The organism is Streptomyces sp. LZ34 (assembly GCF_053890475.1).
Map to the genome: position 1 here is coordinate 9,913,047 of NZ_CM132680.1, position 12,741 is coordinate 9,925,787.

At 71.8% G+C, this 12,741-nt stretch carries 11 protein-coding genes; 7 read left to right on the top strand and 4 right to left on the bottom strand.

Features of this window, described 5'->3' with window-relative positions; genetic code table 11:
* Positions 1–21 precede the first annotated feature (21 nt).
* A complete protein-coding gene (locus ACWY4P_RS42700) occupies positions 22–423 on the top strand; it encodes a MerR family transcriptional regulator (protein WP_456206206.1) in 402 nt (133 codons plus the stop codon).
* A gap of 16 nt (positions 424–439) precedes the next feature.
* On the opposite strand, the gene ACWY4P_RS42705 is transcribed toward ACWY4P_RS42700, so the two are convergent.
* Positions 440–904: a MaoC family dehydratase gene (locus ACWY4P_RS42705; RefSeq protein WP_456206207.1), complete on the bottom strand. Its 465-nt coding sequence runs from the start codon at positions 902–904 to the stop codon at positions 440–442.
* Positions 905–1,055: 151 nt separating this feature from the next.
* Positions 1,056–1,727, bottom strand: a complete 672-nt coding sequence (locus ACWY4P_RS42710) for a hypothetical protein (RefSeq protein WP_456206208.1) — start codon at positions 1,725–1,727, stop codon at positions 1,056–1,058.
* A gap of 190 nt (positions 1,728–1,917) precedes the next feature.
* Between ACWY4P_RS42710 and ACWY4P_RS42715 the strand changes: the two genes are divergently transcribed.
* The 5 genes from ACWY4P_RS42715 (at position 1,918) to ACWY4P_RS42735 (ending at position 9,257) form a co-directional block, all read left to right on the top strand.
* On the top strand, positions 1,918–4,734 hold the full coding sequence (locus tag ACWY4P_RS42715) for a penicillin acylase family protein (protein WP_456206209.1): 2,817 nt from the start codon (positions 1,918–1,920) through the stop codon (positions 4,732–4,734).
* Positions 4,735–4,954: 220 nt separating this feature from the next.
* Complete coding sequence (locus ACWY4P_RS42720) at positions 4,955–6,004, top strand: LysR family transcriptional regulator (RefSeq protein ID WP_456206210.1); 1,050 nt, start codon at positions 4,955–4,957, stop codon at positions 6,002–6,004.
* A 158-nt stretch (positions 6,005–6,162) separates the two neighbouring features.
* Positions 6,163–6,918: an SDR family oxidoreductase gene (locus ACWY4P_RS42725; protein ID WP_456206211.1), complete on the top strand. Its 756-nt coding sequence runs from the start codon at positions 6,163–6,165 to the stop codon at positions 6,916–6,918.
* A 47-nt stretch (positions 6,919–6,965) separates the two neighbouring features.
* The gene (locus tag ACWY4P_RS42730; protein ID WP_456206212.1) at positions 6,966–8,627 is read left to right on the top strand and encodes a class I adenylate-forming enzyme family protein; all 1,662 of its coding nucleotides are present in this window, start codon (positions 6,966–6,968) and stop codon (positions 8,625–8,627) included.
* Between the two features lie 36 nt (positions 8,628–8,663).
* Entirely contained in the window at positions 8,664–9,257 is a 594-nt protein-coding gene (locus ACWY4P_RS42735; protein ID WP_456206213.1) for a TetR/AcrR family transcriptional regulator, read from the top strand.
* A 10-nt stretch (positions 9,258–9,267) separates the two neighbouring features.
* Here the strand turns inward: ACWY4P_RS42735 and ACWY4P_RS42740 are convergent, their stop codons facing one another.
* Both ACWY4P_RS42740 and ACWY4P_RS42745 read right to left on the bottom strand, forming a co-directional pair.
* Complete coding sequence (locus tag ACWY4P_RS42740; protein WP_456206214.1) at positions 9,268–10,482, bottom strand: acyl-CoA dehydrogenase family protein; 1,215 nt, start codon at positions 10,480–10,482, stop codon at positions 9,268–9,270.
* A gap of 7 nt (positions 10,483–10,489) precedes the next feature.
* On the bottom strand, positions 10,490–11,515 hold the full coding sequence (locus ACWY4P_RS42745; protein ID WP_456206215.1) for a phosphotransferase family protein: 1,026 nt from the start codon (positions 11,513–11,515) through the stop codon (positions 10,490–10,492).
* A gap of 275 nt (positions 11,516–11,790) precedes the next feature.
* Between ACWY4P_RS42745 and ACWY4P_RS42750 the strand changes: the two genes are divergently transcribed.
* Complete coding sequence (locus ACWY4P_RS42750; RefSeq protein WP_456206216.1) at positions 11,791–12,717, top strand: NADP-dependent oxidoreductase; 927 nt, start codon at positions 11,791–11,793, stop codon at positions 12,715–12,717.
* Positions 12,718–12,741 lie beyond the last annotated feature (24 nt).

The following is a 12,741-nucleotide window of genomic DNA, read 5'->3' on the forward strand; positions in this document are numbered from 1 at the left end:
GTCAACCGGAAGGGGCGGGCGATGGCGGAGTGGACGATCGGGCAGCTGGCGGCGGCGACCGGCGTGCCCGCCTCGAAGATCCGCTACTGGGAGCGGAAGGGGCTGCTGCCCGCGCCCGAGCGGCGCGGCGGACAGCGGCGCTACGCCCCGCAGGCAGCCACGCGGATCGCCCGGCTCAGGCTGTGTCAGGACGTCGGCTTCACGCTCGAGGAGATCGCGAGCATGGACGAGCACCGCGCCTCAGCCCCCGACCTGTGGCGGGACCTGGTCCGGGCCAAGCTGGCCGACATCGAGCGGCAGCGCGCCGAACTCGACCGCAGAAGTGCCCGACTGGCCGGCGTGCTGCGCTGCGCCCACGCCGACCTGCCCGAGTGCCCGCACTTCCAGGCCCATGTGGAGGACTATCTGGCCGCCCGGGGCTGACCCCGCGCGGCGCGGCTCACAGGTAGTAGCGGGCCACGGACTCCGCCACGCACACCGGCTTCTGTCCGCCCTCGCGCTCCACGGTCACCACCAGCGTCACCTGGAAGCCGCCGTCGGCCACCTCTGCCACCTCCGCCAGCCGACCCGTGGCGCGCAGCCGCGAGCCGACCGGGACGGGGGAGGGGAAGCGCACTTTGTTCACGCCGTAGTTGATTCCCATGCGCACGCCCTCGACCGTCAGCAGCTGCGGGGTGAACGACGGGAGCAGGGAGAGCGTCAGATAGCCGTGGGCGATCGTCGTGCCGAACGGCCCCGCGGCCGCCTTCTCCGGGTCCACGTGGATCCACTGATGGTCGCCGGTCGCCTCGGCGAACAGGTCGATCCGCTTCTGGTCGATCTCCAGCCAGTCGCTGGGGCCGAGGTCTTCCCCGACCGCCGACCTCAGCTCGTCGGGCGAGGTGAAGATCCTTGGCTCTGCCATTTCACGGCCTCCCTGGCATCCGATCCCTAAGCGACTGCTCAGCATGGACGGGCGGGCGCCGCCTGTCAACGAGCCACCGCCATGGCGCCCGACGCGGCGGCGCGCCCGTCGGTTTCCGACGGGCGCGCCCCGGGGCTCGGTCATGGCTCCCTCAGACGGTGGCGTACCGCCTGTGGGGCCGGGCGGACGCGGTGGACGGGGGTGCGGCGGAATGGGTGGGTCGTGTGGCGCGGCCGGACCTGGTGTGCCGGGCGGCGGCCAGCGCCTCGGTCGTGAGCACCGGTGCCGGTACGAGGATGCCGCAGGTGCCGCACAACGGGCCCTCCCACGGGTGGCGGTCCAGGTTGTCGTGCCAGGTCAGGCGGTCCTGTGTGCAGACCGGGCAGGTCGAGGCGGGCCCCGACTCCATCGCGAGGATCAGCCGGCGCAGCACCTCCGCCAGCCGGTCGTCGGGGTGGGCCGACGGGTTCTCGCAGGGCATGATGTGGTTTCCGCCCCAGGTGTGCAGATGCCAGTCGTCCACGGTGCTCGGCTGGCGGATGCCGTGGTGCTTCTCGCGCCGGCGCCGGGCCGCGAAGTCCGCCTCGTACCCGAGCCACAGGGTGCGCGCCTCCTCCAGCTCCTCCAGTGCCGTGATCAGTCGTGCCGGTTCGGGGTGACGGTCCTCCGGGACGATCCCCGCCCGGGAGCACAGATGGTGCCACGTCGCTCGATGCCCGTACGGCGCGAACCGTTCGAGGCATTTGCGCAGCGAGGTGCGGCGCGCGGTGATGTGCCTGCGTGGGTTGCGGACGTCTCGTGCGAGTGCTCTGAAACCGGCCATCTCTTTCCACCTCCGCGGGTGCGGACCCGACTCGTTGTCGAATGGACGTAACGGAGCGCGATCCGGATCCATCCGATTCCGGAAATCCACAAGGAAGTTGAATTTCCGGGAAAGGTGACGGCTGCTCATCTTCCGAGCGGGTCATACCGCCGGTAACCTCCCGTCCCAACGGCACCCGGGAGGAGCGTACATGCGACGACGAACCGGCAAGCTCACCTGTACCGCGATCGCCACCACGGCCGTGCTGGCCCTCGGCGCCGCGCTCGCGGGGCCGCTTCCGCCGCCCGCGCAGGCGGCGCCGGCCGCCGCGGCCGTCACCGACTACTGCCAGGGCCAGTGCTCGGACATCCTGCCGCCGGGCCAGAACGGCAACGCCACGCTCGCCGACATCCTCGCCAACAAGGCGTTCGGCACCCACCCCGAGCACAGCACCGATCAGCTCGGCCCCTACAACAACCTGGTCGCCGGGTATCCGACGCTCACCGACGACAAGCTGACCGACTTCTTCAACGACTCGTCGTTCGGGGTGCCCGCCGACCAGGTGGCCTCGGTGACCAAGCCCCGCGACGACGTGACGATCACCCGTGACAAGAAGACCGGGGTACCCCACATCCAGGGCACCACCCGGGAGGGCACCGAGTTCGGCGCCGGATATGCCGCCGGTCAGGACCGGCTGTGGCTGATGGACCTCTTCCGGCACGTCGGCCGCGGCGAGCTGACCTCCTTCGCCGGCGGCGCCGAGGCCAACCAGGGCCTGGAGCAGAGCTTCTTCGGCCAGGCGCCGTACAAGGAGGAGGACTACCAGGCCCAGATCGACTACATCCTCGCCAGCCAGGGCGAGCGTGGCAGACAGGCGCTGGCCGACGCCCAGGCGTATGTCGACGGCATCAACGCCTACCGCAAACAGGCCAAGGACGGCCGCTACTTCCCCGGTGAGTACGTCCTCACCGGCAAGATCGACGCGATCACCAACGCGGGCGAGATCGAGCCCTTCAAGCTCACCGACCTGATCGCCCTCGCCTCCGTCGTCGGCGCCCTGTTCGGCAACGGCGGCGGGGGCGAGGTGGAGTCGGCGCTGTCGCTGCTCGCCGCCCAGCAGAAGTACGGCCTGGCCGAGGGCGCCAAGGTGTGGGAGTCCTTCCGGGAGCGCGACGACCCCGAGGCCGCGCTGACCGTGCACGACGGCACCAGCTTCCCGTACGCGGCCAAACCGGCGAACGCCAAGGGCACCGCCCTGCCCGACCCCGGCTCGGTCACCCCGGAACAACTGGTCTTCGACAAGACCGGCAGCGCCAAGACCGGCGCGAGGCAGCAGGTCAAGGCCCCGAAGAAGCTGGACGCCCTGCGCGGCATCTACGACGACGGCGTGCTGCCCCGCGATCTGTTCAGCCGCAAGCACGGCATGTCCAACGCGCTCCTGGTCTCCGGCAAACACACCGCCGGCGGGCATCCCGTCGCCGTCTTCGGCCCGCAGACCGGCTACTTCGCGCCGCAGCTGCTGATGCTCCAGGAGCTCCAGGGCCCGGGCATCAGCGCCCGCGGCGCCTCCTTCGCGGGCGTGGGGATGTACGTACAGCTGGGCCGCGGCCAGGACTACGCCTGGAGCGCGACCACCTCCGCCCAGGACGTCACCGACACCTTCGCCGTCGAGCTGTGCGCGCCGGACGGCTCCACCCCGACTCCGGACTCGACGTACTACCGCTACCACGGCTCCTGCCTGCCGATGGAGAAGATCGAGCGCCGCAACGCCTGGAAGCCGACGGTGGCCGACTCCACCGCCGAGGGCTCGTACCGCATGCAGGTCTACCGCACCAAGTACGGTCTGGTGACCCACCGCGCGACGGTCGGCGGCAAGCCCGTCGCCTACACCCTGCTGCGTGCCAGCTACCGCCACGAGGCCGACTCGATCGTCGGCTTCCAGATGCTCAACGACCCCGGCTATGTGAAGGACGCCAAGTCCTTCCAGAGCGCGGCGCAGCACATCAACTACACCTTCAACTGGTTCTACGCCGACTCCCGGCAGACCGCCTACTACAACAGCGGGCTGAACCTGGTCCGGGCGGCGGACGTGGACCCCTCGCTTCCGGTCAAGGGCGAGGCGGCGTACGAGTGGCGGGACTTCGACCCGACGGTCAACACCGCCGCCTACGCCCCGCCCGCCCAGCACCCCCAGTCCATCGACCAGGACTACTACGTCAGCTGGAACAACCGGCAGGCCAAGGGCTACACCGCGGCCGGCTTCGGCAACGGCTCGGTGCACCGCGGCAACCTCCTCGACGACCGGGTGCGCGCCCTGGTGAAGAAGGGCGGGGTGACCCGTGCCGCGCTCACCCGCGCCATGGCCGAGGCGGCCGTCACCGACCTGCGCGGCGAGGACGTGCTGCCGGAGCTGCTGAAGGTCCTGCGCAGCGCACCGGTCACCGATCCGCAAGCGACCAAGGCCGTGCAGCAGCTGGAGTCCTGGCAGGCGGCGGGCGCCCAGCGCCGCGAGACATCCGCCGGCTCGCACACCTATGGGCACGCCGACGCCGTACGGATCATGGACGCGTGGTGGCCGCTTCTGGTGGAGGCCGAGTTCAAACCCCAGCTGGGCACCGATCTGTACGACGCGCTGCGCGCCAATCTGACCGTCGACGAGGCGCCCTCGGCCGGCCACGGGCCCACCGGCTCGCACGCCGGGTCCTCCTTCCAGTACGGCTGGTGGTCCTACGTCGACAAGGACCTGCGCGCGGTCCTCGGCGCGGACGTCCAGGGTCCGCTCGCCAAGAAGTACTGTGGCGCCGGCGACCTGTCCGCGTGCCGTGACGCCCTCCTGACCAGCCTGAAGCAGGCCGCGGCCAAGCCCGCCACGGAGGTCTACCCCGGCGACGCGAACTGCTCGGCGGGCGACCAGTGGTGTGCCGACACGCTCATCCAGCGGCCGCTGGGCGGCATCACCCACGACAAGGCGCACTGGCAGAACCGGCCGACGTTCCAGCAGGTCGTGGAGTTCCCCGCACACCGCTGACGGCCTCGCGCCTCGCACCACCCCGCGCCGCGGTGGGCCGGCACACGGCCCGCCGCGGCGCCTTGCCGCGCGGCCCGGGAAAGGCGCGAAGAAATGCGGGCGGCCGAATTCCCGAATACAAATCTCAAGACAATCGCCGCTGTTCTCCGGATCAGTTTGCCGGAGCCCATTGGACTATGCTGCGAAGCCGGAATTCGTAAGCTCCACGCGGAAGGCCGGCATGCCCTTAAACCCCCGCTGGCAGTACCCCACGGCGCTGCTGGACACCACGATGGACCAGCTCCGCACGCTGCTCGCGGTCCACGAGGCGGGTACCGCACTGGGCGCGGCCCGGCTGCTGGGGCGGGAGCAGTCCAGCGTCCAGAAACAACTCGACACGATGAACCGGAACTTCGGCGCGCTGTGCGGTGAGCCGCTCGTACTCAAACAGGGCCGGAGCCAGAACGTGCTCTTCACCCCCACCGGGGAGGCCTTGGCCGAACTCGCGGGCGGCACGCTGAAGGACTGGCTGGAGTCGGTGCACGGCTGCCGCCGCCGGCTCGGCAGCCGGCTGAACGTGGGCTCCACCCGCTACACCCTCGGCTTTCTGCTGGGCGCCGTGGAACTGGTCACCGAGGACTTCGAGCGCCGTGGCGTGGAGCTCAAGGTCGAGCATGTGCGCACCCGCGATCTGCTGGACCGGCTCGGCTCCAAGGAGCTCGACCTGGTCTGCGGCTCCGTGCTGACCACCGGGGACGGGGACAGCCGGCTGGACGGCTTCGAGGTGATGGAGTGGCGGCGCAGCGGTCTCTCCCTGGTGACCAACCTCTCCGAGGACGAGCTGCCGGACCCCGGGCTCTCGGTCCGCGACCTCCCCGGGCTGCCGCTCGCGGTCTCCGGCGACGGCCTGATACCCGGCTTTCTGCGCAACTGGTTCGGCGCCCGCTACCGCCAGGAGCTGCACATCGCGGCCGAGATCGACACCGTGCAGTACGGCCTGGAACTGCTCTCCTCGGGCGTGCTGCGCGGCTGTGTGCTGGTGACCCAGGGGATCGGCGAGGCGGTCGCCGACGGGCGGCTGCAGAGCGGCGCGGGGCTGCGGACCCTCCAGCTGGCCGATGACCTGGGGCCGGACCTGGCGGTGCTGGTCGGAGTGTTCGTACGCGGCGGGGAGCGCGCCGCGTGGGACGCCGCCCACCCGCTCAACGTCCTGTGGGACGCCCTGGCGGGCGAGAACGCCCGCTGGCGGAGCGTCATGAGGAAGCCGGGCGACCCCGGCGAGGGCCGGTAGCACCTCCCTCCCGTACCCCGTCGCGCCCCTTCCGTTGACACATACCGACTGGTTAGTCTGCCAGGCAGCTGAGCGACGCGGCTGAGCGATGCAGTCGACCCCCGGCCGAAGGAGCATGCGTGGATACCGTGCGTGGAAATGCCGTGCGTGGAGACGCCGTGCGTGGAGCGCGAACCGTGGTCACCGGGGCGGGAGGCGGCATCGGCGCCGCGCTGGCCCGCCGCTTCGCGGCCGAGGGCGCCCGTGTCGTGGTCAACGACCTCGACGCCGACAAGGCGAAGGCCGTCGCCGACGAGATCGGCGCGGTGGCCGTGCCGGGCGACGCCTCCCGCGTGGTCCCCGAGGCGCGGGCGGCGCTCGGCGGGGGCATCGACATCTACTGCGCCAACGCCGGCATCGCCCCCGTCGGCGGCCCCGAGGCCGACGAGCGACTGTGGGCGGACGCCTGGGACGTCAACGTCATGGCGCACGTCCGGGCGGCCCGCGAGCTGCTGCCCGACTGGCTGGAGCGCGGCAGTGGCCGCTTCGTCGCCACCGTCTCCGCGGCCGGCCTGCTGACCATGGTCGGCTCGGCCCCGTACAGCGTGTCCAAGCACGCCGCGTTCGCCTTCGCCGAATGGCTGTCCGCGACCTACCGCCACCGCGGCGTCAGCGTCCACGCGATCTGCCCGCAGGGGGTCCGCACCGACATGCTGCGCGCCGCCGGAGCCACCGGCGACCTCGTCCTCGCGCCCACCGCGATCGAGCCGGAGCAGGTCGCCGACGCGCTCTTCGACGGGATCGCGCGGGAGCGCTTCCTGATCCTCCCGCACCCCGAGGTCGCCGAGTACTACGCGGCCCGCGCCACCGACACCGACCGCTGGCTGACGAGCATGAACCACATCCAGCGCAAGACCGAAGAGGCCACGGGCTGATCCGTGCCCCCGCACCCCCCATCACCCGAGCAGACAGGGGCGCCCCCATGACCTCGTATCAGGACCAGCCATGGCTCGCTCACCTCACCGAGGTGCAGCGTGCCTCGATCCAGCCGCGGCCGAGCGTGCTGCACGCCTTCCGGGACGCCGTGCGGGCCAGGCCCGACCGGCCCGCGCTCGCCTACTTCGACGGGCGGCTGACCTACCGGGAGGTGGACCAGCTCTCCGACGGCGTCGCGGGCCATCTCGCCGCGCGGGGCTTCCGGCCCGGCGACCGGCTCGCGATCATGCTGCAGAACACCCCGCACTTCGTGCTCGCCCTGCTCGGCGCGTGGAAGGCGGGCGGCACGGTGGTGCCGGTCAACCCCATGTACAAGGCGGGCGAGCTCGGGCACATCCTGGCCGACGCCGAGGTGAGCGCCCTGGTGTGCTCGGGCCAGGCCTGGGAGGAGTACGTGCGCGCCACCACCGCCGCCTCCCCGCTACGCATCGCGCTCACCGCCGACGCGTACGACTTCCAGACCCGCGACGACGCCCGCGTGCTCCCCCCGGGGCGCGCCCCCGCCCCCGAGGACACCGACGACCTGCTCGCGGCGGCCCGCGGCGGCGCCGCGCCGCCGGACGTGCCGGAGCCCGGCCTCGACGACATCGCGCTGATCAGCTACACCTCGGGGACCAGCGGCACCCCCAAGGGCGCCATGAACACCCACGGCAACCTCTCCCACAACGCCGAGCGGCAGCATGTCGTCCACGAGATGCCCGACGGCTCCACCATCTTCGTGCTCGCGCCCCTGTTCCACATCACCGGCATGGTATGCGAGCTGTCCGCCTCCATCGCGGACGCCGGGACCCTGGCCATGGCCTACCGCTTCGAGCCGGGCGTCGTTCTCGACGCCTTCGCGGAGCACCGCCCCGCCTACACCGTCGGCCCCTCCACCGCCTTCATGGCGCTGATGGCCCACCCGCGGGTGACCCGCGACCACTTCGCGTCCTTCCGGATCATCTCCTCGGGCGGGGCCCCGCTGCCGCCCGTGCTGGTCGAGCGGTTCGAGGCGGGCTTCGGCGTCTACCTCAAGAACGGCTACGGCCTGACCGAGTGCACCGCCCCCTGCGCCAGCGTCCCGCCCGGCACGCGGGCCCCCGTGGACCCCGTCTCGGGCACCCTGGCGGTCGGCCTGCCCAGCCCGGACGCCATGGTGCGGATCGTCGACGACGAGGGCCGGGACGTGCCGTTCGGCGAGCAGGGCGAGATAGCGGTGCGCGGCCCCATGGTGGTGCCCGGCTACTGGCGGGCACCGGAGGCGGGCGCGGCCGCCCTGCCCGACGGGGAGCTGCGCACCGGGGACATCGGTTTCATGGACCCGGACGGCTGGCTGTATGTCGTCGACCGCAAGAAGGACATGATCAACGCCTCGGGCTTCAAGGTGTGGCCGCGCGAGGTCGAGGACGTCCTGTACACCCACCCCGCCGTGCGCGAGGCGGCCGTCGTCGGCGTGCCCGATCCGTACCGCGGCGAGACGGTCATGGCGTACGTCAGCCTGCGGCCGGGCGCCGAGGCGGCGCCGGAGGAGCTGACCTCGTACTGCGCGGAGCGGCTCGCGGCGTACAAGTATCCGCGCCGGATAGAGATCCTGCCCGAGCTGCCGAAGACGGCCAGTGGCAAGATCCTCCGACGGGAGCTGCGGGAGGCGCGGAGTCCCCGGGAGTAGCGAACCCGGCACGAACGAGAGGTAGGTGGCGACCAGATGGCCAGGACGAAGGACGGCGACGGTAAACCGGTGCCGCAGCGCTTGCTGGCCGCGGCCACCCGCCTCTTCGCCGAGCGCGGCTACGACCGGACCTCCGTCCAGGAGATCGTCGAGGCGGCGGGCGTCACCAAGGGCGCCCTCTACCACTACTTCGGCTCCAAGGACGATCTGCTGCACGAGATCTACGGGCGGGTGCTGCGGCTGCAGCAGGAGCGCCTGGACGCCTTCGCGGACGCGGACGCGCCCGTCGAGCAGCGGCTGCGCGACGCGGCGGCCGACGTCGTCGTCACCACCATCGAGAACCTCGACGACGCGACGATCTTCTTCCGGTCCATGCACCATCTGAGCCCGGAGAAGCACAAGCAGGTACGGGCGGAGCGGCGGCGCTACCACGAGCGGTTCCGCGCCCTGGTGGAGGAGGGCCAGCGGGCGGGGGTGTTCAGCTCGGACACCCCGGCCGACCTGGTGGTGGACTACCACTTCGGATCGGTCCACCACCTGGGCACCTGGTACCGCCCCGACGGACCGCTTAACCCCCAGCAGGTCGCCGACCACCTCGCCGACCTGCTGCTGCGCGCCCTGCGGCCCTGACACAGGGATTTCAGAGGTACTTCTTCAGCTCCCGCCGCGCCAGTGACCGCTGGTGCACCTCGTCCGGCCCGTCCGCGAGCCGCAGCGTCCGCGCCGCGGCCCACAGCTCGGCCAGCGGGAAGTCCTGGCTGACCCCGCCCGCGCCGTGCAGCTGCACCGCGCGGTCCAGGATGTCGACGACCGTGCGCGGGGTGGCGATCTTGATGGCCTGGATCTCGGTGTGCGCCGCCCGGTTGCCGACGGTGTCCATCAGCCAGGCCGTCTTGAGGACCAGCAGCCGCAGCTGCTCGACGGCCACCCGCGCGTCCGCGATCCAGGCGTGGACCTGGCCCTGCCGGGCGAGCGGCTTGCCGAAGGCCGTACGGGACACCGCCCGGCGGCACATCAGCTCGATCGCGCGCTCGGCCATGCCGATCAGCCGCATGCAGTGGTGGATACGGCCGGGGCCCAGGCGGGCCTGGGCGATGGCGAAGCCGCCGCCCTCCTCCCCGATCAGGTTGGCGGCCGGGACGCGCACGCCGTGGAAGACCACCTCGGCGTGGCCGCCGTGGTAGTGGTCCTCATAGCCGTAGACCCGCATGGCCCGGCGCACCTCGACGCCCTCGGTCTCCCGCTCCACCAGCACCATGGACTGCTGACGGCGGAGGTCGGTGCCCTCGGGGTCGGTCTTGCCCATGACGATGAAGATCTTGCAGTCCGGGTTCATCGCCCCGGAGATGTACCACTTGCGGCCGGTGATGACGTAGTCGTCGCCGTCCCGCTCGATCCGGGTCTCGATGTTGGTCGCGTCGGACGAGGCGACCTCGGGCTCGGTCATCGCGAACGCCGACCGGATCTCGCCCGCGAGCAGCGGCTCCAGCCACTGCTTGCGCTGTCGCTCGGTGCCGAACTGGGCGAGCACCTCCATGTTCCCGGTGTCGGGGGCGGCGCAGTTCAGGGCCGTGGGGGCCAGCTGGGGGCTGTGGCCGGTGATCTCGGCCAGCGGGGCGTACTGGAGATTGGTCAGCCCCGCGCCCAGCTCGGCGTCGGGCAGAAAGAGGTTCCACAGGCCCTGCTCGCGAGCCTCCGCCTTGAGCTCCTCGACGACGGGCGGGGTCAGCCAGGGGGAGTCCAGCCGGGCGCGCTGCTCCTCGGCCACCGCCTCGGCCGGGTGGACATGCTCCGCCATGAAGGCGAGCAGCTTGGCCCGCAGCTCCTCGGTGCGGGCGTCGAATGCGAAGTCCATGGCTGTCTCAGCCCTTCCGTAGCGTGGTGAGGCCGCTCTCGACGAACACCGGGACGACTTCGCCGATGCGGTCGAAGCCGGCGCCGACGGTCTGGCCGAGGGTGTACCGGTAGTGGATGCCTTCGAGAATCACGGCGAGCTTGAAGTAGGCGAACGCCGTGTACCAGGCGACGCCGCCGACATCGCGGCCCGAGCCGGCCGCGTACCGCTCGATCAGCTCGCGCGGCGCGGGGTGGCCGGGCGCGCCGCCCGTCGTGGTGATCGGCGAGTCCGCCGTCTCCTCCTGCTCGCTGTACATCACCAGCAGGCCCAGGTCGGTCAGCGGATCGCCGAGGGTGGACATCTCCCAGTCGAGAATCGCCTTGATCCGGTCATCGGCGCCCACGAGCACGTTGTCCAGCCGGTAGTCGCCATGCACGACGGCGGGGGAAGAGGTGGAGGCGGGCAGGGCCTTGCCGAGCGCCTCGCGCAGCTCGTCGATCCCGGGCAGTTCACGGTTGCGCGACGCGGCCAGCTGTTTGCCCCAGCGGCGCAGCTGCCGCTCCAGGAACCCGTCAGGGCGCCCGAAGTCGGCGAGACCGACGGCGGCCGGGTCGACGGCGTGCAGCTCGACCAGGGTGTCCACCAGACCGAGGACGACACGGCGGGTGCGCTCCGGGCCGAGGGCGGTGAGCTGCTCGGCCGTGCGGTACGGCGTGCCCTCGACGAACTCCATGACGTAGAAAGGCGATCCGAGGACCGACTCGTCCTCGCACAGCAGCACCGGCTCCGGCACGGGCACGCTGGTCGGGTGCAGCGCGCCGATCACCCGGTGCTCGCGCCGCATGTCGTGGGCGGTGGCGAGCACATGGCCCAGCGGCGGGCGGCGCACGACCCAGCGGGCGGCGCCGTCGTCAACGGTATAGGTGAGGTTCGACCGCCCGCCCTCGATCAGCTCGGCGCGCAGCGGCCCGCGCACCAGCCCCGGCCGCTCACGGTCCAGGTGGGCGCGGAGCCGTTCGAGGTCGAGTCCTGGCGGATTGCCTGAGTTCATCGGGTCTCTGCCTCCGTTGAGGGGTGCAGCGGGCGGGCGCGGGGCGCGCGAACGGACGGTCCCGCATCATGATGCCGACCAGTCGGTATGGAGTCCAGTGCTGGGCCGGTCGCGGTACGCGGCCGTGTCGCTGTCCACCGTTCCGTTCCGTCATTCGCCGGCCCGTCCGGTTTGCGCCGGATCGGCGGGCGCGGGAGCGTCGAAGGCGGGAGCGCGGCCCCCGGCCGCGCTCGCCGCCCGGCCCGCACACCGCGCAGGAACGCAAGGAGCGCCCCATGAAGGCCATCACCTACAGCCGCTACGGCGGCCCCGAGGTCCTGGAGTACGGGGAGGCCCGCGAGCCCAAGGTCGGCCCCGACTCCGTCCTGGTCAAGGTCAGGGCCGCGGCCGTCAACCCGGTCGACTGGAAGGCGCGGGCGGGCTATCTGGACCCCGTCCTGGACGCCGTCTTCCCGGTCATCCCGGGCTGGGACGTCGCGGGCGTCGTCGAGCGGCCGGGGCCGGCGGTGACCGAGTTCGCGGCGGGCGACGAGGTGATCGGCTACGTCCGCGAGGACTTCCTGTCCCGGGGCACCTTCGCCGAGTACGTCGCCGCGCCCGTACGCACGCTCGCCCGCAAGCCGCGGAACCTCACGTTCACGCAGGCCGCGGGCATTCCGCTGGCGGGCCTCACGGCGTACCAGACGCTGGTCAAGGCGCTGAAGGTGGCCGAGGGCGAGACCGTTTTGGTGCACGCCGCCGCGGGCGGCGTCGGTTCCATGGCCGTCCAGCTGGCCCGGCACCTCGGCGCCCGGGTCATCGGCACCGCCAGCGAGCGCAACCACGAATACCTGCGCTCCCTGGGCGCCGAGCCGGTCATCTACGGGGACGGGCTCCGCGATCGGGTGCGGGTGGTGGCCCCGGGCGGGGTGCACGCCGTCTTCGACACGGTCGGCGGCGACGCGCTCACCGAATCCGTCCCGCTGCTGGCCCCGGGCGGGCGGCTGGCCTCCATCACCGACCAGGCGGTCCTCGCCCTCAACGGCAGCTATGTCTTCGTCCGGCCCGACCCGAACGATCTACAGGACCTCACCGACATCGCCGAGCGCGGCGCCCTCGGCGTCGAGGTCTCGTCCGTCTTCCCCCTGGAGAAGACCGCCGACGCCCAGCGGCTCAACGAGGAGGGCCACACCCGCGGCAAGATCGTCGTCACGGTCGGCTAGAGGCGCGCGTCAGTGCCTCAGCGC